Genomic DNA, 21,364 nt, shown 5'->3' with positions numbered 1-21,364 from the left:
CATGGCCCAATCAACCGCCTCTCCCCTCGCCGCAGAAGGCGCGCTTCAAGCCGAGGAGACCGCCGACCGGCTTCGCGGCAATGCGGCGTCCGGAGCTGCGTCCGCCCCGGCGGAAGCCCGCCCGGAGGCTGTGCCGAAGGCGGGGGCTTCGCTGCCGTCGGACCCTGCCGCCGTTCCCGTCTTCATCGGCAAGACCGAGCCCGCCCCTCGGGCCGAGGAGGAACGCCCAGCGCCGCGCTCCGTTCCCCGCCTGCCTCTTCGTCTTCGGTCATGGCTGCCGGCGCTCGCCGCAGCCGCGGCCGTGGCCGTGCAAACGGCAGTACCGTCGAAGGGAATTTATTCGCCGCCCCACCCTTATTATCTGTTCCTGCTGCTGGCCTTCGGGGTTGTCTCGCTCGGCTTCGCTCTGCGCGATACGATCCGTCGGCCTGCCAACTCGGGGTTCCGCCACCAAGCTTTTTTCCTCGCCGGGGCCGTCACCTTCCTGAACGCCCTCAACTACGTTACGCTCAAAACCGCTCTGCTGCCGGCCCTCTATTTTCCGCCGCTCGACAAAATCCTTGCGGTCATCGTCGAGGATGCCGGGTTCCTCCTCACCTGCATCGGCCATTCCGCCAAGCTGCTGTTCACCGGCTTCCTCTTCGGTGCGGCGGCGGGTCTCGCGACCGGCATTGCCGTCGGCTTCAGCAAGACGTGGGCCTATTGGGTCAATCCGCTGATCAAGGTACTGGGGCCGATTCCGGCCACCGCCTGGATTCCCGTCGTGCTCGTGGTCTTTCCGACCAGCTATTCGGCCAGCGTCTTCATGATCGCCTTCGCGGTCTGGTTTCCCACCACCGTCATGACCTCGAGCGGCGTCTCCAACGTACAGAATTCGTATTTTGAGGTATCCAGCACGCTCGGCGCCGGCTCCCGCTATCAGATCTTCCGCGTCGGGATTCCGGCCGCCATGCCCAGCATGTTCATCGGCATCTTCAACGGAGCCTGTGCTTCCTTCATCGCCCTGATGACCGCGGAGATGCTCGGCGTCAAGTACGGCATCGGCTGGTACATCAACTGGCAGAAGGAAATGCTCTCCTACGCCAACGTTTATGCCGGACTGCTCCTGATCGCCATCTGCTTCTCTGTGCTCATCACGCTCTTGTTCAAGCTGCGCGACCGGGTGCTTCTGTGGCAAAAGGGCGTGATCAAATGGTAGTGAACGCTCCGAAGCGGCCGGAATCAGGCGGCCGATGCGAAAGCGGAGAAATCGTCATTCGGGACGTGCGAAAAGTCTTCCGGCAGCCCTCGGGCGAGGAGGTGACCGCGCTCAGCCGGGTCAATACCGTCATCCGGCCGGGCGAGTTCGTCTCCTTAATCGGCCCCTCCGGCTGCGGCAAATCCACGCTGCTGCGGCTGATCGCCGGACTGCTCCAACCCGATGAGGGAGAAATCGCGCTGGACGGCGCTCCCATCCGCTCTCCGGGTTACGAGCGGGGATTGGTGTTTCAGGACCCGACGCTGTTTCCCTGGCTGACGGTCTTGGACAACGTCGCCTTCGGCCTTAAGGCGCGGGGCGTCTACAGGGAGAAGAAGGCCGATGTCGAACGGTTCCTCAAGTTGGTGGGACTTGCGGGCTTCGGCAAATCGTACCCTCACCAGCTCTCCGGCGGGATGGCGCAGCGGGCTTCGCTGGCCCGGGCCCTGGTCAATCATCCCAAGGTGCTGCTGCTCGACGAGCCGTTCGGCGCGCTCGACGCCTTCACCCGCATGAGCATGCAGGAGGAGCTGCTCCGCATCTGGAAGGAGCGCGGGACGACGATGGTCATGGTGACCCACGACGTCGACGAAGCCATCTACCTCTCCGACCGAATTCTGGTCATGACCACCCGGCCCGCCCGGATCGAGACCGCGATTCCGGTGGAATTCGCCCGGCCCCGGGCGCGGGGGAACCCCGAATTCCTGCGGCTGCGTTCGCGGATTCTGGAGCTTCTCGATTTTGCCGGCCGGGTGGAGGAGCCCGCCTATTACCTGTAGCCGCCTTCGGCGATAGAAAGGAGAATCGCAGGATGAACATCTGCAACGAGTCGGCCCGACGGCCGCGGGCACTCCGTTTCGCCGCTGCCGGTATGCTGCTCGCAGCCGCGGTATTCGGGGCCGCGGGGTGCGCATCGGGCATAAGAACCGGCGAGCCGACGCCGCCGTCCGGCGTTTCCGCGCCGTCCGCCTGGGGTAGCACACAGGCCGGCGATTCGTCGGCTGGGATTTCCGCCAGCCTTGGCACCGTCTCCTCTGCCGCCGCATCGCCGGGGACCGCCAACGGCCTGGACGCGGGCCCCTCCAACACCGGTCGCCCCGTCACCGCAGCGACGCCCAAGCTGGACTGCCATTGAGCGGGCAGGAAGAACCCTCGGAAGAACCTTACCGGCTTCCTGCCTGACCCATAACCCATTATTCCTATGGGATCAAAAGGAGACTAAACCATGACCTCAAAATCAAAAAAGCGGGTACGGCGAATCCGCAAGGCGGCCGCCTTCGGCCTGGCCTTCACGCTGGCATTCGCCACCCTCGCGGGCTGCGCCAAGGAGGCCAAATCGGCCGACCCGAGCCCTTCGCCCGGCGTCTCCGTTCCGGCGGCGACGGGAGCCGCCGTTTCGCCCGCCTCGAGCGGAGCCGCTTTGGCCGCCGCACCGGTTAAGGACGACTACGTTCTGCAGATCGGCTTTGGCGGCGGGCTCTGCGAAGCGGCGCTGCACATCGCCATCGAAAAAGGCTTCTTCGCCGAGGAAGGCTTGAAATTCACCACCACCAAGGTGGATTCGGCAACCTCGCTGGAACTCATCTCTGCCAAGAAGATCGACGCCAGCTTCGGCCTGCTGGCCAAGATGATCCAGCCGATCGAGAACGGCCTGGACATCCAGTTCGTCACCGGCGTCCATACGGGCTGCATCCGGATTCTCGTGCCTTCGGGCAGCTCGATAAAAACCCTCGCCGACTTGAAGGGAAAGAAGATCGGCGTCCCCGGCCTCGCCTCCAGCCCCGCAGTCGTCGCCCGCCGAGCGCTCGCCAAAGCCGGCGTAGGCGTCGACGAGAAGAAGCTGGAGGTCGAATTCGTCAACTATTCGGCCGCCGATCTGCCGCTTGCATTGAAGAACGGAGCGGTGGACGCCATCGCCCACAGCGACCCGCAGGCGATCGTCGCCGAGAAGGATCAGAACCTTACTGAACTGCTCAATACCGCGACGGACCCTTTCTTCAAGAACGAATACTGCTGCGTCGCCTACCTACGGCGGGATGTCATTGAGCAGCATCCGGAAGCCGCCGCCAAGTATGCCCGGGCCATCCAGAAGGCCGCGCATTGGGTCGCGGAGCATCCCGCTGAAGCCGCGCAGATCCAAGTCGACAAGAAATGGGTGCCGGGAGACCCCAAACTGAACGGGGAAGTGCTCGCCACCTATGACTTCCGTCCTTCGGGCAGCGGGGCGAAGGAGGCGCTGGAAGTCACCGCCAAGGACCTGCAGAGTCTCGGTCTGCTGAAGAAGGACACCAATGTCGCCAAGCTCGTCGAGCGCAGCTACATCCACCTGGACGGCGTCGAAGACAGCTCGGTGAAGCTGAATCCCTGATCGCCGCCGAGATATCCTTAGGAGCGCAAAGACCCTTCCTCCCGGACTGTCGGAAGGAAGGGTCTTCGGCATGGAACGAAAGGGCGGCGGACCGATTTCTTACAGAATCCGGTTCGCCCGCTCGCCATTCAGCCAAGCTTCCACGTTCGCGAAGGCGATCTGCGCCCGTGTCTGAAGCGCCTCCCGGGTGGCGAAGGCCACATGCGGAGTCAGCACCGTATTCCTCGCGGACGCCAGCGGATGTCCCGGGTCGAGAGGCGGCTCGGTCTCGAACACGTCGATGCCCGCCCCGGCGAGGCGGCCTTCGTTCAGTGCGCGGGCGAGCGCCGCGTTGTCGACGACCGGTCCCCGCGCCGTATTGATCAGAACGGCGGTCGGCTTCATCATCGCGAGCCGATTCTCGTCGATCAAGGTCCGGGTCTCGTCGGTGAGCGGCACATGGAGCGAGACGATGTCGCTCGCCTGCAGCAGCTCGTCCAGGCTGACATAAGAGATGCCGTCCGCCAGCGCTTCCGGCCGCTGCGACCGGCTGTAAGCCAGCACCCGGCAGCCGAAGGCGGCGGCGATCCCGGCGGCGGCGAGGCCGATCGCTCCGGTGCCGACGATGCCGAAGGTCTTCCCGAACAGCTCGCCGCCGATCAGTCCGTCCTTGGTTCCGGCACGCCTCGTCTCGCGGTCGCAGGGCACCAGGTTCCGCAGAACGGCGATGGCCAGGCCGAACACCAGCTCCGCTACGGCATGCGTGGAGTAACCGGCAGCGTTGCTGACGGCGATTCCCCTCTCGCGGCAGATCTCCAAATCCACATGATCCACCCCCGTGAACGCCACGGAGATGAACTTGAGCCGCAGGCATTCGGCAATCACCTCGCGGCGAAGGGGGAGATTGGCGATCAGCAGGGCATCCGCATCCTTCGCCCGCCGGATCAGCTCCTCCGCTTCTCCGGTCCGGGTTTCGTACACGATCACTTCATGTCCTCTCGACCGGAGGGTCTCCGCCAGTTCGGCGGTCGATCCTTCGGATATTCCGAGCGGTTCCAGCACTACAATCTTCATGACAGGCTTCCTTTCGGGTGACTTGGGCCGGACTCGCTTCCGCCCTGTCATCAGGATACCACTCCCGCTCCCATCCTTCGACCGGAATTGTTGCCGATTGCGCCAAAACGAACAACCCCCGCTAAGGTCTTCCTTCCGGCGGGAAGACGCTAGCGGGGGATTTCGGGGGTGAGACCGACGAATGCCGGTTGGACAAGCTAGATTTTTAGTTCACCAAGCTTGATCAGCTCGACAACCGCTTGCGAACGGCCTTTCACGTTCAGCTTCTGCATCACGTTCGAGATATGGTTGCGTACGGTTTTCTCGCTGATGAACAGCTGTCCGGCAATGTCTTTGGTCGTTTTGTCCTGGACGAGCAGCTCGAATACTTCGCGCTCGCGGTGCGTCAGCAGGAACTTGCTGTTATGGTCGCCTTTCAATTATGTCACCCCTCCTTGCTCGGGATTTGGATGGTTACAAGGGTTAGGGATACAGTCAAACCATCTTATGAATGCGTGAAATCGATGGTGCGGTCCCCGATAAAAATAGGCGGGATGCGGCTTTTCGTCGCTTTGATTCTCTACCGCGGCACATTCCGCCGTCACTTCCGGACCGTGCGCGGACGGGTCCCGCTTTCGGCTGCGTCCCGCCCCGGAAACCAGATCGGGCCGGGCGGACTTCGCCGCGGATGCCGGATCCGGATGCCGCCTATCCCGGCAAGGAGCGCCTCCTGGCTGCGCGAGATCGCCTGGAGCCGCCGCTCGATCCGGCGCAGATCGGCGGCTGCGCCTTGTCCCGGCTGCCCGGCAAGACCGGCAGGGTTCGCCCCCCGGCGGGCTTCGCTCCCGCCCCGGTCCGCCACGGGATGCGCCTCCAGCGCCTCCGCCGTCTGGAGCATAAGACGGGCTAAAGCGCGTTCGCTCATGGCCAGCGACTGCAACAGATGCAGCCGGAGCCGGTTCTCCCGGCGGCGGGCGTCCATCAGCCGGGCGGCCGGCCGCCGATTCCGAACGCATCCCCCATGCCGGACGCTTCCTCCTCTTGGCCGAGCAGAACCTTAAGCCCGCGGGACAAGCCGACCTCCATCTTGGTAATCCCGTCCAAGATTTCGATCATCTGGTCGTGCATTTCCAGAGCCAGGCTGTGCACCTCGTCCGGACCGGGCAGCTCGGCGGCGAGCAGCTGGGCCGAAATCCAGCCTTGGTTGAGCTTGGCTTCTCCCGCTTTCGCGTTCAGCAGCTTGGCGATCAGGGCCTGCATTTGCCCGGCCGAGTCGAGCATCTGCTCGTAATCGTTCAATCTTCCCATGCGGTTTGCCCCCTGTCCTCCTGCTCACTCCTCCTGATTGTTCCACTCCCGGAGAATGATCTCCATCTGATCGGCCAGGGCCAGCTCGAGTTCGGCCAGGCTGCTCAGGTAGACCGACAAATTTTTGGTCAACGCCATCGCCCGTTCCTGCCGCTCCTCGACGGTTTCGCCGGGAAGCCCGGTCAGCGCTCCGATCAAAGACGCTGCATGATCGGTGAGCGGCTGCTCGGCGGCCAGAATATCGGCTACCCTGGCCTGGGTTTTGGCTGCGTGACGGATGAATTCGCTCACTTGCCTTTCCATCTCTTTCGTTTCCTCCTTCGCTGCCGCTTGAGCCGCGGAATTGCCGACTGCTCCGCTCTCTTTACGGTATGCAGGAAGGGAAGAATCGGTCGAAGGAGAAAGGAATCAACCTCCGCCGTTTCCCCACATATACTGGAGCAGTCGCAAGGAAGACCCGGATATTGGAGGAGACCGATGAAAATCTTATTTACGTTTTATGTTCCGAGCGGCGGGATGGAAACGCTGAACCGCATCCGGACCACGGCGCTGCAGAATGCCGGGGTCTCGTGTCAGCTCCTCTACCTGCAAAAAGGAGCCGGACTGGCCAACCCGGCGCCTTGTCCCATTCACGTGACGAACCGGGATGCATCGATCCGGCGGCTGCTGCGGCGGGAAAAGTTCAACCTGATCGTGGTAACGTCCGATTCCGAGCTGCTGCGCAGGCTCCGCCGTCTGGGCTACCGAGGGCCGATCGTCTTCGAAGGCCAGGGGTTCGGCGATCCTCCGACCGCCGCCCGCGCGCTCAATCTGGCGGCTCCCGCCGTCAAGAGCGAAGCGAATGCCCTGCTGTATCCGCCAACCGCCCACCTTATCGAGCTGTTTCAGCAAATCTATCCGAAAAAGCGGCACTTTAGCTTCGCCAACCCGTTCGATGCCGAACAATTCGGCTACACGCCGCTCGCTCCGCTGGACGCACCGGTCGCCGCCTGGATCGGCCGCCTGGAGCCGAACAAGAACTGGCGCGGCTTCCTGGAGATCGGCAGCCGGCTGGCCGCCCGCTATCCGACGCTTCGGCTGTACATGTTCCTCGATACCAACCTAAGCCTGCCCGGCGAGACCAAGCAGTTTTACGAGCGGGTCAAACAGCTCGGATTGACGCCGCGCCTCAGCCTCATTCCGAATGTTCCCCATGCCTACATGGCCCACTACCTCTCGCAAATCGGCGATTCCGGCGGTCTCCTCATTTCCACATCCCGCTTGGAAGGATTCGGCTTCGCCGTGCTGGAGGCGATGAGCTGCCGCTGTCCGGTGCTCACCTCCGACTCGGACGGGGTGCGCAGCTTTGTCATCCATGACGTCACCGGCAAATTTTATCCCCAGGATCACTATGACAGCGCCGTGGCCCAGGCGTCCGAGCTGTTCGACAATCCCGCCAAGCGGGAGGCGATACGCACTCAGGCCCGCGACCATGTCGCGAGCCGGTTCTCCCCTGCCGATTATGCGCGCAACTTCATAGCCATGGCGACGGAGCTCGGCGCGCGCTGATCCCGTGCCGTAGACTTCGTTTTTACCGGATGCCCAGTTCCTTCTTGAGCGCGCGGATGACTTTTTGAAGAAGCGGAATGTGCCGAGCCTGCATTCGGAGGAACTCCTGCCGGATTGCGGGCTTAAACCGGTACGTGCCCATGCTTCCGTGCATCCGGTACTGCGTGAGCGGCTCATCGAGAAAAAAGAAGTCAATCCGGTTCAGCAGCACCTTCAGCCAGAGGTCGTTGTCGTGGGTATAGAGCAGCTTCTCGTCGAACAGCCCGAGCTCATGCAGGAGGCTCTTCTCCGCCACCACCGTACAGCCGTTGACCGGATTGCCCTTCAGAAAATGCTGGTAAAAGCCGACAGCCGACTTGAACCGGACGCTCACCGAACGCTGCGTAACCCGGCCGACCGCATTGATCCGGTCGAAGTTGGTGTACGAGATGCGGGCCTGCCGCGCCTGCATGAACGCAATCTGCCGCTCCAGCTTGTTCGGATAAAACCGGTCGTCGGAGCTGAGCCAGGCGATGTAGCGGCCGTTCGCATGGCGGATGCCTTCGTTCAGAGCGGAGGCTGTTCCCCCGTTGGGCTTGGAGATGTAACGGATGCGAGGCAGGTAAGGCGTAATGAGCTCCGTGTAGGCGGTCGACCCGTCGTTGACGACGAGGACTTCCACATTCGGATAGGTTTGGTTGAGGGCGCTCTGGATGGCGTTCGGCACATAGGGGTCGTTGTAAAAAGGAATGACGATGGTTACGAGGTCTCCCATACGCGAACTCCTTTCCCTCCTCGGTAATCGGTCAAGGTATCCAGGAGCGACTTCCGGAAGGGGATGGTCGGTTGCCAGCCCAGCCGCCGGAGCGCCCGGGCCTCCACCGCTGCCGATGGAGAAGCGGACCGTTTGGCGGAGTCCGGCGTCTGCATCGGCATAGCGGAGTCCGGCGTCTGCACCTCGTCGGCGGCCGGACTGAGCTCACGGAATGCGGCCAGCACATCGGCGAGCGTGCGGGACACGCCCGAACCGAGCGGATAGACGCGGCCCGCCTTCCCCTGCTCCAGCAAGAGGCCGAACGCCCGCACGGCATCGCGGACATCGAGGTAATCCCTCGGCTCGGCCAGGGATTGCAGGCGGAAGGCCGCCTCGCCGCCCCTCTCGCGGTCGGCGATCCAAGCAGCCAGCCGGGTGCAGATCCCCCCGGAGGGTCCCGGACCGATCAGGTTGGAAGGACGGACGACCAGGAGCTCGCCGCCGAACAGATGCTGCCAGGATTGGGCGGCAAGCTCCTGCAGCGACTTGCTCAGGCTGTAGGGATGGGGCGGCTGCGGCTGCGCGCCGAGCGGCACGCTCAGCATCGAGCCGGCGACCAGCACACGGGCATTGCTCCCTTCTTGCCGCAGCGCGTCGAGCAGGTAGACCGTCGCCATCACGTTGCTCTCCAGGTATCCGGCAGGGTCCCGCCAGGAATCTCCGGCGTGGTTGCGTCCGGCCAGATGAAGCACCCGGTCGGGACGAACGGAGCGGATCAGTTCCCGGACCGCAGCCCGGTCCGTCAAATCGCAGGACCAAGCGTCGGTTACGCCGCCGCTGCGGGCAACCGGCACAGGCCGGTAGCCGATCTCGGCGAAGCCGGAAACGGCGTGGCCGCCGACAAATCCGGCGGCCCCCGTGATCAAGGCAATCGGCGGCTCAGCTTCGTTTGCCATTCGCCCCCGCCTCCATCCAGGCTTTCAACTCGGCCAGCATAACGGGATAATCCGGCACCCGCGGGTGAAAGTCGCACCGGGTGTTCCGCAGGGTGCGGTCCAGCACCGGCTCGTCGCGGGGGACGACGGTGACGTCCCGCTTGTCGAATACCTCCTGGATCAACAGCAGCAGGTCATGCTTGCTGATCGGAGCGGGTGCGGTCAGATGCACGAGTCCCTCGATGTCCTCTTCGAGCATCCGCTCGACCGATTTGGCCAGCTCCAGCGTCGTGACCCCGTTCCAGGGCACCCGACGATACCCGGTGACGGTACCCCGCTGCTGCATGAACCAGTGAAACAAACCGATGCCGTCCTTCAGCTCGGGTCCGATGATCGATGTGCGGACGGTCAGGTGGGGCGCCTGGCGTACCTCGCCCATCGCCTTCGTCTTCGCGTAGGCCGATTCGCCGTCCGGCAAATCGTTCTCGCCGTAGCTTCCCCGCAAGCCGCTGAACACGCAATCGGTGCTGATGTGCACCAGCTTGCCGCCGGTCAGGTCCGCCAGCCGGCGCAGACGGTGCGGCAGGAGCCCGTTGACCCGCAGGGCTTCCCCTTCGCGCCGGGCGGCATCCTCGTTGAGCAGGCCGATGCAGTTGATCGTCACATCGGGGCGGACCAGCTCAAACAGCCGCTCCACTCCGTTCTCTTCGTTCACATCTAGGTACAATCCCGTCGGATCGTTCGGGTCGCGGCTGGTGGAGAACACCGTTACGTCCGGCTTGCCGGAAAAATACTGCACCATGACGTGCCCGGCCATCCCTCTGCCGCCCAGAATCAGCAGCTTCATGGAAGGAACCTGCCCTTCACCAGCATCTTGCGGATATCGTCCTTGGTCATCAGCAGGTCGGCGGAGCTGTAGACGGCCTCGTTCACCTGCGGGCAGTGGCGGTAATGCTCCTTGACGCCGGGAATATCCAGGGAAGGCAGAACCACCAGATACTGCTGGTCGTAGACGACCGTCGAGCGGCTTTCGAACTCGGAGTAGAGGATTTCGTGGATCTTCTCTCCCGGTCGGATGCCCGTCTCTTCGATCCGCACATTAGGCTTGCCGAGCGCTTCGATCAGCACCTCGGCGAGATCGATGATCCGGCAGGTCGGCATCAGGAGGACGAACGTCTCGCCGCCGAGGCTGTCTTCCGTGGCTTTGAACAACAGACCGATCGCATCCTCCAGCGTCAGGAAAAACCGCGTCATCCGCCGGTCGGTGATGCCCACCCGGTTTTCCGTCCGTATCTGCTTGAGGAACAGGTGAATCACGCTTCCGTTGGTTCCGAGCACATTGCCTCCCCGCACGCAAGCGAACCGGGTTTGCGATTTCAGCAGGTTGGCCTGGATGATCAGCTTTTCGCCGACCGCCTTGGTCATGCCGTACAGGTTGGAAGGGTTCGATGCCTTGTCGGTCGAGATGTACATGACTTTTTTGACCTTGTTCTCGATCGCGGCCTCGATTACATTCTGCGTTCCGATAATGTTGGTCTTGATCGCTTCGTAAGGCTGCTCCTCGCAGACCGGAACGTGCTTCAGCGCAGCGAGGTGATAGATATAGTCCGCGCCCGCGCTGGCGGAGACCAACGCTTCCCGGTCGCGGATGTCTCCGATGACAAAGTGCAGCCTCGGGTCCTCGTATTCCCGCTTCATGGCGACCTGACTCGTCTCATTGCGGGAGAAAATGACGATTTCCTTGGGGTCCTTTTCCAGCATCTGCCGGACCAGCTCATGCCCCCAAGATCCCGTCCCCCCCGTGATGAAGATGCTTTTATTGGTAAACATTCCTCAGGCCTCCTTGCCAGCATGTGCTTAAGAACTTGAAGACCTTATCCGACACATCCGGAGCTTCGTAGCCGGCGGGGATGCTCCACGCGCGCGGCAGCGACGTCATCGTCCGTACCGCCTGCCCGATTCGTTCGGCATGAAGCCCGGACACCGCGTTGCTGCCGCAATCCACCGTCTCCGGCCGCTCGGTCGTCCGGCGGATGGTCACGGTCGGAACGTGGAACAGACAGCATTCCTCTTGAACGGTTCCGCTGTCGGTCAGGGCGCAGTATGCCGCCTGCTCCAGCCGGACGAAATCGAAGAAGCCGAACGGCTCGTGAAGCTCGATCAAAGGATGAAAGGTCAGCGAAGAAGCGGCCAGGCGGGACTTCGTGCGGGGATGAAGGCTGCAGACGATCCGTTTGCCGTGATCGGCCGCTACCCGGTTGAGCCCGCCCACGATCTCGGCCAATCGGGCCGGGTGGTCGACGTTTTCCGCCCGGTGCAGCGTGGCCACGAAATATTCACCCGGAATCAACCCGAGCCGCTCGAGAATGGAGCTCTCTGCGATCCGCTCCGCGTAATGCGTCAGAACCTCGAAGATGGGGTTGCCCGACAGCAGGATGCGGCCCGGGGCGACACCCTCGCGCAGCAGGTTTTCCCGGCTTCCCGGGGTATACGGCAGGTTATAGCTGGAGATGGCGTCGATGACTCGGCGGTTCTTCTCTTCGGGGACCGCATTGTCGTAACACCGGTTACCGGCTTCCATATGAACGACGGGAATGCCCATTCGTTCAGCGAGGATGGCCGAGAGGGCGCTGTTCGTATCCCCGAGGACGAGCACCGCGTCCGGACGCTTCTCCTGCAGAATGGCTTCCAGCTCCCGGAACATCACGGACAACTGGCCGCCGAGCGATTGCTCGGCCCGCATCAGCGAATAGTCGGGCTCGCGCAGCCCGAGCTCGGCGAAGAAAACGTCGCGCAGCGTCGGGGTGAAGTTCTGCCCGGTATGGACGAGGGTATGCTCCTCGGCCAGCCGGTCGAGCTTTTGAATGATCAGGCTGAGGCGAATCACCTCAGGCCTCGTTCCAAGTACCGTGACAATCCTCATGGACACTCCTCCGTCTGCCGGCGAACCGGCGCATTCGCACGACTTTAGCGGCAAGTCGTCTCCCGTTATTGGATGCGGGGCCACTTTCGGATGTATAGGACACCTGGAGGGGAGACCGGGAAAAAGGCAGCCGCCCGTCCAAGCTCGGAGTCACGCCGTTTTTCGCGCCGATTTGGCCCGGTTGGCCGGTTCGGGCCGCCTTGGAGAAGCCGCGACCAGGGCCTTGCGCACAACCGGGCTCAAGCCCTTGGCGAGAAAAGGCGGCGAACCGGCTTTGTGCTTTCCGGCGGAGGCGGGAACGCGAACCTTTCGAATCGCTTCCGGAGCCGGGCGCTTGGCGGCGGCCGAGGGCAAGGCGCGGGCCGCGGGCGTACGGGAAGCGGACGCACGGGAGGCGGACGCACGGGAAGCGGGCGCACGGGAAGCAGACGCACGGGAAGCGGGCGAACGGGAAGCGGAAACCGGGACGGCAGCGGCCTTCCGGCGCGGCTTGCCTCCCTTGCCCTGCGCTGCGGATGCCTTGCGGACGGCTTTAACGGCCGGAGCCTTCGCCTTGGGCTTCGCTGTCGGCTTTGGCTTGGCCGCCGCCGATTTGCGGTTGACGGGACCGGCAGCCCTTCGCGGCTTGGCCGGACGGCTTGGGATTCCGCTTGCTGCGGAAGCAGCAGGTGCCGGCTCAAGTGGGAAGCCGAATCGCGAGACGGCTTCCCCCCGGACGGAGAGACCTTCTCCAGGGAGGCTGAGGTCCGGACAGGCCGAGAGCAGCAGCTGCTCCATCCTCTCGCTGCCGGTATGGCAGCGCCACGTGCGCCTAAGCGCCGCGAGCGCCAGGCTCCGGCGCTCTTCTTCCTCCTCCAGGTAGTGCGCCGTCAGCTGCACGAGCTCCTCGACCGAGGCATACGCGGCGATCTCTTGTCCCGGCGCATACCGGGCCATCAGCTCCGGCGCGTAGGGCGTCAACAGCAAAACACCGCAGGCCGCGGCGTCGTAAAGCCGCTGCAGGTAGCGCGTCCGGGCGTTCGGGCGGCCCGTTGCTTCATCCGGCGCCAGATTCACGACGACGGCTGCGCCGTTGACATACCGGGCCGCTTCTTGCGGCGCGGCTTCGACTTGGCGCCACCCCATAACGGGCGGCAGATCGCCGCCGTTCAGCAGGAGCAGTCGGCGGCCGGGAACCCGCATCGCCATGGGCTGCAGAATGCGAGCAAGGCGTCCCGCCTCCACCGCCTCCGCTCCCAGCACGAGCACCTCGCTGCGGTAAGCCTCTCCCGGTTCGTCCGGAGCGTACAGCGGCAGATTCGCCGCGGGCGGAAGCTCAAACGCCGCCGGTCCGCCAGAACGGATCAAGCCGCGTTCGCGGGAAGAATCCGCGAGGAACAGATAATCGCAAGCGGCCAGCACCTCGTCCGGCAACCGGCCGCCGGCCCGGGCTTCCGTTTCATCCGCCGGGCCGGCCGTCCAAGCTGCGATGCGGCTGCCCGATTCCCGCAGCCGGTGCAGGGTCTCCGGACGGGGCGGCCGCCCTCCGGCCAGCAGCAGCACCAGCTGCGGACAGAGAGCAAGCAACGCTTGATCCGGCTCCTCTTCTCCGCCGCATACGGTGCAGCGGGAGACCAGAGCCGACAAAGCGCCCGCCGCCTCCCTCGATGCGGCGGGCGTACCGCCGGCGACGGCGGCTTGCAAAGGTGCGCGCACCGGAAGGGTCTTTCCTTTCTCCAGAAGCGTTTCGTTCACCGCCCGGTCGCGGATGGACAACCAGTCGGCGTCCGCCGCCTGCTCCGATACCGGCATCCGTTCCGTCTTCACTGATCGGTCTCCTTTCTTGGGGTGGAGATGATGCTGTACCCCGCTTCTCTTAGCCGGTTCTCGGCTTCTTCCGGCGATAAGCCCGTCTGCCGCGCCAGCAGCCCTGCCTTTGCCAAGGCCTCCCGGCGAAAGAGGACCCACTGCCAAGGGAGCTCCCGGTCCTCCGCGGACCCGCCGGCAGGGCTTCGGCTCAGGACGGCAGCCGAGTTCGGCTCGGAATCAAGCTGCGCGAGGAGCGATCCCAACCAGCCCGGCTCCGGTCGGATGCCTCCTGCCAGAACCAGCAGGTATTCCCCCGGAAGGAACCTCATCGCCCGGCGAACCGCCCGCCAGGCTGTCTCTTCGGCGGGTACGCGAAGCAAGGGAGCCTTCGCTGCCGCACAGGCGGCAGCCAGCTCCGGCGTGCCGCGAACCAGCGCCAGAAGCTCGTGCTGTTCGGGAGTGTGGGCGGCGATGGCAGCCAGGGTTTCTTCCGCTTCCTGTGCAAGTCCCGATGCCAGCCACAGGATACCGATGCATCCCGGAATCATGGAATCGCCTCCCCGATATGCCGCTTGCGCAGGGTGTCCGGGTAATTCAGCCGGGCTCCCGATTGCCGCATCAGCGTCGATATGGCCTCGATGTGATCGCCCAGCGCAACCTGCTGCTTCTCCCTTCGAACGGCCGGACTCATGGCCGGCAAACGGATGCTGGCCGGCGCGCAAGCGCGCAGACCGGCGCGCAGAGCGAGAGCCTGTGCGAGAGGCGGAATGGCAAGGGCGGGATACCCCGCCGCTTCCGGCACGCGGCGGCTGATCGCATGCGGCAGCACCGCCAGCGAGTTGGCGGCGAGCTCCGCTCTTCCGAGCAGTCGGTTGAGGCATGCCTGAGCGTTGACCTCGGGTTCCCACTCGGCAAACGGCCCGATCCGCGGACCGATATCGTTCAGAGCCAGGTCGGCGCCCGCAGCGGTCTGCACCAGCAGGGGAACCAATTCCTCGGCGGGAATGACGGAGGCGCCGCCTACGAACAGCAGCAGATCCCCTTCGGCCGCCCGGGCCGCGATCGACCGGGCGACGCCGGGGCCGAGCGGCTCGGGATAGGAAAGGAGGAGCGGTCCCGCCGGATGATGGAGCAGCGGTTGGAGCGAATCGTTACCGGCTCCTTCGAGAACGACGAGGATCTCTCCGACGGGGAGCCGGGCAAGTTGATCCGTGATCGCCGCAAGCGGACCCGGACCGTCGGCCAGCAGGATGGCACTGACGGTCTGCTTGATCGACAGCCCGATCGGGGAGCGGGCTATGGGCAGCGTCGTCCGCTGCCGGTTCGAAGGTTTGGGGGCTCCCGGAGCCCGCGACCTCCGGCGAGCGGGTAGTGCGGATCTTGCCGGGCGGCGGCTTCCGCCTTTCCCTGCCCGGCTCGGTCGGGTTTTCCCGCCGGATGAACGATTGGCGACCACGCGGCTGCACCTCCTTTTTCATGGCGGACACGGCCTATATTAGACCAGATAATTTCGTTTGCGCCCTCCGTCGGGAAAGCCCCCCCGCTCTCCTCTCTGCTCCACCAGCTCCTGGACGGCTTCCAGGTGATCGCCCAGAATGAGTGCGGTCAGCGTCCCGCTCGGACGCCGTTTCAAGGGATTGGACTTGCCGACCTCTACCCGCCGAACCACGGCGACGGAGAGACCGGCGAGAAGCGCCTTCGTTTGCGCCGACGGCGGCACCGCCAGACTACGGCTGCCGATTCGGGCGACCGCCCGCCGGCTCAAGGCATGCGGAATGGCGGTCATGGACGACCCGCGGAGGACGGGCAAGCCAAGAAAGGCGTTGAGCGCACGCTTGGCGACATTTACCGGATGCGGACGCTTGATCACGTCGGGACCGCCGTAAGCGTTGAGGGCGACATCGGCGCCCCGTTCGACCGCCCGGATGAAGGACTTAAGCTCGCGGGCGGACACCGCAATGTCTCCGTCCAGGAACAGCAGAACCTCGCCGCGGGCCGCTTCGGCCCCCACGGCCCGGCCGACGTCATGGCCGAGCGCCTGACCGAAACGGATGAGCCGAACGCCGTGCCGCCTGGCTACGGATTCCGAGCCGTCCCGCGAGCCGTTCAGCACGACGATGACTTCCGTACGCGGATGGACCCGCTTGGCCTCGCGAAGGACCCGGCCGAGCGTCCTCCGTTCGTTCATCACCGGGATGATGACCGATACATGCGGGTGAACCGCACCTCCCGGGCGGCTGGCCTTGTTTCGAATCGAAGCTGTGGGTTTCAAAGACACTCTTCTCCTTTGCTGGAGCCTGTGGGTCTTTTTTGCCATTGTATGTCCCGGGATGGATGCGGACACGGCATTCAGACGGGGCGGAAAACCCAAATGAATCGGGACTGGCCGAAAGCCGGAAAAAGCAAAAAAAGCGAGCGGAGAACCGCTCGCTTTTGGTTGATCGGTTTTTTTATCGGGAAGGCTGCCGGTTAATCATCGATTCTAGTCCCGGTTGCCTGGGCCATCCTCCAGATCGGCTTCCGGGAAAGGGACGAAACCGTCTCCGTTGGCTTCCGGGATTGTGCTATCCGCATCGGCTTCCGGAATCGCGCCTTGCACCTCGGTTTCCGAGATCGCGCCTTCCGATTCGGGTTCCGGTATCGTACCTCCCGCATCGGATTCCGGAATTGCACCTTCCGATTCGGATTCCAGTATTTTGCCTTCCGCATCGGCTTCCGGTAACACGCCTTCGGGTGCGGATTCCGGGATCGCGCCTTCCGACTCGGTCTGGAGTTCGACCGTCTCTGCATCGAACAGGAACCCTTGCGGCCATGACTGGCTTTCCTCGGCCTGCTCGCCGAGAAGCAAGTCTTCGATCTCCTGCTCCGGCAAGCCTGCGGTCGAGGCCGGTTCGACCGGAACGGATTCGACAGCGGAGATCACCGCCGTTTCCGCCTCTGCCGGTTCCCGGACCAAGGCAACGGTGAGCGGACTGCCCATGGCGATCCAATGGACGATCCCTTCCAGATCGTCGTCCGGGACGAGCCGGACCGCTTCGAGAATCGCGCCGGACGAATAGGTTTCCTTCACGGCGACAAGGCAGGAGGAGCTGCTGGAATTCGCGGTCACGACAACCCCCTGCGAGTCGAACTCCTTCGGGAAGGCGATCGGAATCAGCATTCGCTCCTCCCATGCTTCCAATCGGAATTCGACCAAGCCGCACAACGGAAGCTCAGCGTGTTGCGGCTCGGCAGGCACCGGTGCCGCCTCGATGGCAGTGAGACGGAGGGCGGCTTGAACGGCCTCCTCGATCATCGCGGCAAGCCGCGGCGCCAAATGAACAAGGTCCACCGCACCGGACTGCAGCTGATCGCCGCCTACGCTGTCGCTTCTCAAATGCCGAGCATCCACCGACCCGGCTTGCAGTTGCCCCCTGCCCACGCTTTCGCCGCTCAGGTGCCGGGCCTCGACCGCGTTCAACTGCAGTTGAACGCTGCCTACGCTCCCCTTGCCGAGATGCCGCGCCTCCACCGTGCCGGGGCGCAGGTGCTCGCTTCCGACGCTGCCCTCGCTCAGGTGCCGCGCTTCCACCGCATCCGGCTGCAGCTGAACCCCGCCTACGCTGTCTGCGCTCAGATGCCGCATTTCCACGGAGCCGGGACGCAGGTGCTCGCTCCCTATGCTGTCCGCGCTCAGATGCCGCGCTTCCACCGCGTCCGCCTGAAGCTGCTCGCTCCCTACGCTGTCCGCGCTCAGGTGCCGCGCTTCCACCGCGTCCGCCTGCAGCTGAACGCTGCCTACGCTGTCGGCGTTCAAATGCCGCGCTTCCACCGCGTCCGCTTGCAGCTGCTCGCTCCCTACGCTGTCCGCGCTCAGGTGCCGCGCTTCCACCGCGTCCGCTTGCAACTGCTCGCTCCCTACGCTATCGGCGTTCAAGTGCCGCATTTCCACCGCGTTCGGCTGCAGCTGACGGCTACCCACGCTGTCCGCACTCAGGTGCTGCGCTTCCACCGCGTCCGCTTGCAGCTGAACGCTGCCTACGCTGTCGGCATTCAAATGCCGCATTTCCACCGCATTCGGCTGCAGCTGACGGCTACCCACGCTGTCCGCGCTCAGGTGCTGCGCTTCCACCGCGTCCGCTTGCAGCTGCTCGCTCCCTACGCTGTCCGCGCTCAGATGCCGCGTTTCCACCGCGACCGCCTGAAGCTGCTCGCTCCCCACGCTGTCCGCGGCCAGGTGCCGCAGCTCCACCGAGCCGGGACGCAGGTGGCCGCTCCCTACGCTGTCCGCGCCAAGATGCCGCGCCTCGACTGCGTCCGCTTGCAGCTGTTCGCTTCCCACGCTGCCTGCGCTGAGGTGCCGCGTTCCCACCGCGTCCGCTTGCAGCTGCTCGCTCCCTACGCTGTCTGCGCTGAGGTGCCGCGTTCCCACCGCGTCCGCTTGCAGCTGCTCGCTCCCTACGCTGTCCGCGCTGAGGTGCCGTCCTTCTACGGAGCCCGCTTGCAAGTGCGCGCTCCCCACGCTGTCGGCGCTCAGGTGCCGCGTTTCCACCGCGTCCGGCTGCAGCTGGCGGCTCCCCACGCTGTCGGCGTTCAGATGCCAGGATTCCACTGAGCCGGATTGCAATTGGTCCCCGCCCACGCTGTCCTCGCTCAGGTGTTTGGCTTCGACCGCGCCCGCTTGCAAGTGATCGGCGCCTACGCTGTCGGCGCTGAGATGCCGCGCCTCCACCGAGCCCTCCCGCAGATGCTCGCCGCTTACGCTGCCGGCATTCAAGTGCCGCGCCTCGACCGCGTTCGGCTGCAGCTGGCGGCTGCCTACGCTGTCGGCGTTCAGGTGCCAGGCTTCCACCGAGCCGGATTGCAGCTGGTCCCCGCCCACACTGTCCACGCTGAGGTGCCGCGCTTCCACCGCGTCCGCTTGCAGGTGCTCGCTCCCTACACTGTCTGCGCTGAGATGACGCGCTTCCACCGAACCGGATTGCAGCTGATTCCCGCCCACGCTGTCCGCTCCGAGATGCCGCGTGGCGACCGAATTCGCCAGCAGTTGGTCGCTTCCGACGCTATCTACCCGCAGATGCCGCGCTTCGACCGAGCCGGCCCGCAATTGATCGCTGCCTACGCTGTCCGCGCAGAGGTGCCGGATCTCCACCGATTCCGGCTGGAGCCGGTCGCCGCCCACACTGGCTTTGCCCAAGTGGCGGGCTTCCACCGAGCCCGCTTGCAGGTGCTCGCTTCCCACGCTGTCCAAGCCGAGATGCTTTGCCTCAATCGATTTGGCGGCGATGTGGCTGTTTTGGACGGAGCCGAGGGACAGATGGCGCGACCGGACGGAGGCGGGCTTCAGGTGAGTGGAGCTCACCGCTTCCACCTCCAGCTTCTCGCCGGTGACGGCTCCGGTGGCCAGCTTGGCGGTCGTGACCGCCGAATCCTTCAGCTTCTCCGTCTGGATGACGCCCGGCTGCAAATGCTGCGCGGACACGGCATTTTCGGCGAGCTGGACGGAACCGATGCTGCCTTCGGACAAATGCCGGGAAGCGATGCTGCCGTCGGCCAAAATGTCGTCTTTTACCGCTCCCTTGGCCAGATGCACCGTGGCGACCGACTCGGGCGCCAGCTTGCTGCCGTCGACGGAACGATCCGCCAGCTTGCCGGATGTCACGGACTGGTCGTTCAGATGCAGCGATTTGATCACGTCCGCCGTCAGGTGATGGCTGCGGATCGTTTCCATTCCGAGATGGCGGCTTTCCAGAACTCCGTCTCCCAGATGCTCCGCCTGAACGGCCTCCTTCTGGAGCTTGGAGCTGTCGACCAGGCGGTCCGCGAGATGCTCCCGCTTGATCTCACCCTGCCGGATGTGGGACGAGGCAATCGAGCCTTCGGCCAGATGGCGGGAGCCGATCGCTCCGGAGCCGATCTTGGATGAAGTGACGCTTTCCTCTGCGAGCCGGTCGCCGGTGACGGACCGTTCCGCCAGCTCCCGGGTCCCGACAATGCCTTCACCGAGATGGCGGGTCAGTACCGCTTCTTCCGCCAGCTTCGACGCCGTTACCGCTCCGTTTGCCAGGTGGCGTTCTTCCACGGCAAAGTCGATGAGATGCTCCGCCGCTACCGATTCGGCTGCGAGCTGCAAATGCCCGACCGCGCCTGCTGCGAGCTTCTCGGTGGTTACGGAGCCGCTCGCCAGGTGTTCGTTCGCTACGGAGCCGGTGGCGATATGCTCGGCGTAGACGGATCGGGCTTTCAGCTTGTCGAAGCCGACGCTGTTCTCGGCCAGCTTTTCCTCCGTCACGGCGCCGGTCCGCAGCTTCTCCGTCGTCACCGACCCGGGGGAGAGCTTCGCCGAGTTCACCGATCCGGCCGCCAGATGGGCCGAGTTCACCGATCCGCTGTGAAGCTTCTCCGAAGTGACCGATTGGTCCTGAAGCAGCTCGCTCGTGATGATGCTGTCGCGCAGATGCCGGGAGGTAATGGAGCCGTAAGCCAATTTTTCCGGGCCGATCACGCGGTCCGCCAGCTTATCGCCGGTGATGGAGCCGTCCGCGAGTTTATCCCCGCCGACTGAACGGTTGCGCAGCCGGCTGCCGCTGATGGTTCCCTCAGCCATATGCAGATCGTGGATCGAATCGGCAGCCAGCTTCGAGGAGGTAACGGCCCCGTCGGCCAAGTGTCGGCTTTCCACGCTGGCGTCGGAAAAATGCCCGGCGTCCAGGGATTGCTCCGCGATCCGACTGCCGTCCACCGCCCCGACCGCCAGCTTCTCGCGCGTCACGGCCCCGTCTACCAGATCGTCCGTATAGACGAGAGGCGCCAAATCGAACTCCTGCTTGCGATCCGCGAGCATGGCTTCGAGCTGCGGCCGGTTTACCGCTGCGGCATCGAAGGCCGGGGCAGGCGGGATTTCGGGGACCGGAACGGCGAAAGGCGGGGTAGTCGCCGTTGCTTCTTGAACCGCCGCCGCTGCTTCAAGCGGGAGGGCGGCGTCCTGCACCGTGTCCGAGGCGGCGGGAGCTTCCTCCAACCGGCCGACAGTGGATAACGGTGCCGGCACCGACTCACCGCTCACTTGAACGGAGGGCGCCGGCTCTTCCGGCAAGGCGATCTCGTTCAGTTCATCCTCCCACGGGTTCCTGCGAATCGCCTTGTCCAGCCATTTTAATTCCTGGGTTCGGGCGTCGTAGCGATATCCCTGAATCCGTTTCTCTTTTTCCTTTCCGCGCCGTTTTCCTTTATCCATAGAGGTTCCCCTTCCGCATACAGAATCTCCTGTACCATATGCGCCCGCGTGGGTGATTGCCCCTCGGAGGAAGATGAAAAAATTTGTAACGCATCTGTAATCTGCGTTTAATCGCCCTTTAATGTTCAGGGCATATACTAATTCTCGACCCCCCTTTTAATGATATATTTCTCGTTAGCCCGCGGCCCGTTGCCTGCGGGTTCCTTTCTTTATGAGGCGTTGCGGAGAAGGGAGAACTGTGGCAAGATAAGCAGGAACGCGATTGAAGGATGCTAC

General features: G+C 64.2%; 20 protein-coding genes. 5 read left to right on the top strand and 15 right to left on the bottom strand.

Features of this window, described 5'->3' with window-relative positions:
- Position 1: 1 nt before the first annotated feature.
- From ACSEXS_RS16145 to ACSEXS_RS16130, 4 genes are all read left to right on the top strand, one after another.
- Positions 2 to 1,198, top strand: a complete 1,197-nt coding sequence (locus ACSEXS_RS16145) for an ABC transporter permease (protein ID WP_438434266.1) — start codon at positions 2 to 4, stop codon at positions 1,196 to 1,198.
- Complete coding sequence (locus ACSEXS_RS16140; protein WP_438434265.1) at positions 1,192 to 2,016, top strand: ABC transporter ATP-binding protein; 825 nt, start codon at positions 1,192 to 1,194, stop codon at positions 2,014 to 2,016. The genes ACSEXS_RS16145 and ACSEXS_RS16140 overlap by 7 nt, the downstream gene beginning before the upstream one ends.
- A gap of 32 nt (positions 2,017 to 2,048) precedes the next feature.
- Positions 2,049 to 2,372 (top strand): hypothetical protein, encoded by a 324-nt coding sequence (locus ACSEXS_RS16135; protein ID WP_438434264.1) that lies wholly within the window; start codon positions 2,049 to 2,051, stop codon positions 2,370 to 2,372.
- Between the two features lie 90 nt (positions 2,373 to 2,462).
- Complete coding sequence (locus tag ACSEXS_RS16130) at positions 2,463 to 3,605, top strand: ABC transporter substrate-binding protein (protein WP_438434263.1); 1,143 nt, start codon at positions 2,463 to 2,465, stop codon at positions 3,603 to 3,605.
- 99 nt (positions 3,606 to 3,704) lie between these two features.
- On the opposite strand, the gene ACSEXS_RS16125 is transcribed toward ACSEXS_RS16130, so the two are convergent.
- The 5 genes from ACSEXS_RS16125 to ACSEXS_RS16105 all read right to left on the bottom strand — a co-directional run bounded on the left by ACSEXS_RS16125 (position 3,705) and on the right by ACSEXS_RS16105 (position 6,248).
- Positions 3,705 to 4,658, bottom strand: a complete 954-nt coding sequence (locus ACSEXS_RS16125; protein ID WP_438434262.1) for an NAD(P)-dependent oxidoreductase — start codon at positions 4,656 to 4,658, stop codon at positions 3,705 to 3,707.
- A 197-nt stretch (positions 4,659 to 4,855) separates the two neighbouring features.
- Positions 4,856 to 5,077: a helix-turn-helix domain-containing protein gene (locus ACSEXS_RS16120; protein ID WP_438434261.1), complete on the bottom strand. Its 222-nt coding sequence runs from the start codon at positions 5,075 to 5,077 to the stop codon at positions 4,856 to 4,858.
- A 161-nt stretch (positions 5,078 to 5,238) separates the two neighbouring features.
- Positions 5,239 to 5,619, bottom strand: a complete 381-nt coding sequence (locus tag ACSEXS_RS16115) for a hypothetical protein (protein WP_438434260.1) — start codon at positions 5,617 to 5,619, stop codon at positions 5,239 to 5,241.
- On the bottom strand, positions 5,619 to 5,945 hold the full coding sequence (locus ACSEXS_RS16110; protein ID WP_438434259.1) for an alpha-helical endospore appendage domain-containing protein: 327 nt from the start codon (positions 5,943 to 5,945) through the stop codon (positions 5,619 to 5,621). The genes ACSEXS_RS16115 and ACSEXS_RS16110 overlap by 1 nt, the downstream gene beginning before the upstream one ends.
- Positions 5,946 to 5,969: 24 nt before the next feature.
- Complete coding sequence (locus ACSEXS_RS16105; RefSeq protein WP_438434258.1) at positions 5,970 to 6,248, bottom strand: hypothetical protein; 279 nt, start codon at positions 6,246 to 6,248, stop codon at positions 5,970 to 5,972.
- A 174-nt stretch (positions 6,249 to 6,422) separates the two neighbouring features.
- On the opposite strand from ACSEXS_RS16105, the gene ACSEXS_RS16100 reads away from it, so the two are divergent.
- On the top strand, positions 6,423 to 7,493 hold the full coding sequence (locus tag ACSEXS_RS16100; RefSeq protein ID WP_438434257.1) for a glycosyltransferase family 4 protein: 1,071 nt from the start codon (positions 6,423 to 6,425) through the stop codon (positions 7,491 to 7,493).
- A gap of 22 nt (positions 7,494 to 7,515) precedes the next feature.
- On the opposite strand, the gene ACSEXS_RS16095 is transcribed toward ACSEXS_RS16100, so the two are convergent.
- The 10 genes from ACSEXS_RS16095 to ACSEXS_RS16050 all read right to left on the bottom strand — a co-directional run bounded on the left by ACSEXS_RS16095 (position 7,516) and on the right by ACSEXS_RS16050 (position 21,088).
- A complete protein-coding gene (locus ACSEXS_RS16095; RefSeq protein ID WP_438434256.1) occupies positions 7,516 to 8,247 on the bottom strand; it encodes a glycosyltransferase in 732 nt (243 codons plus the stop codon).
- Positions 8,232 to 9,182, bottom strand: a complete 951-nt coding sequence (locus ACSEXS_RS16090; RefSeq protein WP_438434255.1) for an NAD-dependent epimerase/dehydratase family protein — start codon at positions 9,180 to 9,182, stop codon at positions 8,232 to 8,234. The genes ACSEXS_RS16095 and ACSEXS_RS16090 overlap by 16 nt, the downstream gene beginning before the upstream one ends.
- Positions 9,166 to 10,008, bottom strand: a complete 843-nt coding sequence (locus ACSEXS_RS16085; protein ID WP_438434254.1) for a dTDP-4-dehydrorhamnose reductase family protein — start codon at positions 10,006 to 10,008, stop codon at positions 9,166 to 9,168. The genes ACSEXS_RS16090 and ACSEXS_RS16085 overlap by 17 nt, the downstream gene beginning before the upstream one ends.
- Positions 10,005 to 10,991, bottom strand: coding sequence for a polysaccharide biosynthesis protein (locus ACSEXS_RS16080; protein WP_438434253.1), 987 nt, complete (start codon positions 10,989 to 10,991; stop codon positions 10,005 to 10,007). Before ACSEXS_RS16080 ends, ACSEXS_RS16085 begins: the two co-directional genes overlap by 4 nt.
- Entirely contained in the window at positions 10,978 to 12,084 is a 1,107-nt protein-coding gene (gene wecB, locus ACSEXS_RS16075) for a non-hydrolyzing UDP-N-acetylglucosamine 2-epimerase (RefSeq protein ID WP_438434252.1), read from the bottom strand. The genes ACSEXS_RS16080 and wecB overlap by 14 nt, the downstream gene beginning before the upstream one ends.
- A gap of 150 nt (positions 12,085 to 12,234) precedes the next feature.
- The gene (locus tag ACSEXS_RS16070) at positions 12,235 to 13,890 is read right to left on the bottom strand and encodes a glycosyltransferase family protein (RefSeq protein WP_438434251.1); all 1,656 of its coding nucleotides are present in this window, start codon (positions 13,888 to 13,890) and stop codon (positions 12,235 to 12,237) included.
- Complete coding sequence (locus ACSEXS_RS16065) at positions 13,887 to 14,420, bottom strand: glycosyltransferase family 2 protein (protein ID WP_438434250.1); 534 nt, start codon at positions 14,418 to 14,420, stop codon at positions 13,887 to 13,889. Before ACSEXS_RS16065 ends, ACSEXS_RS16070 begins: the two co-directional genes overlap by 4 nt.
- A complete protein-coding gene (locus ACSEXS_RS16060) occupies positions 14,417 to 15,328 on the bottom strand; it encodes a hypothetical protein (protein WP_438434249.1) in 912 nt (303 codons plus the stop codon). The genes ACSEXS_RS16065 and ACSEXS_RS16060 overlap by 4 nt, the downstream gene beginning before the upstream one ends.
- A 39-nt stretch (positions 15,329 to 15,367) precedes the next feature.
- Complete coding sequence (locus ACSEXS_RS16055; RefSeq protein ID WP_438434248.1) at positions 15,368 to 16,150, bottom strand: glycosyltransferase family 2 protein; 783 nt, start codon at positions 16,148 to 16,150, stop codon at positions 15,368 to 15,370.
- Between the two features lie 204 nt (positions 16,151 to 16,354).
- The gene (locus ACSEXS_RS16050) at positions 16,355 to 21,088 is read right to left on the bottom strand and encodes a WIAG-tail domain (protein ID WP_438434247.1); all 4,734 of its coding nucleotides are present in this window, start codon (positions 21,086 to 21,088) and stop codon (positions 16,355 to 16,357) included.
- Positions 21,089 to 21,364 lie beyond the last annotated feature (276 nt).

It is taken from the genome of Gorillibacterium terrae (genome assembly GCF_051594785.1).
Classification (GTDB): Bacteria; Bacillota; Bacilli; order Paenibacillales; family NBRC-103111; genus Gorillibacterium.
Note: the sequence above shows the minus strand (reverse complement) of the source record. Positions and strands in the feature narration are given on the sequence as shown.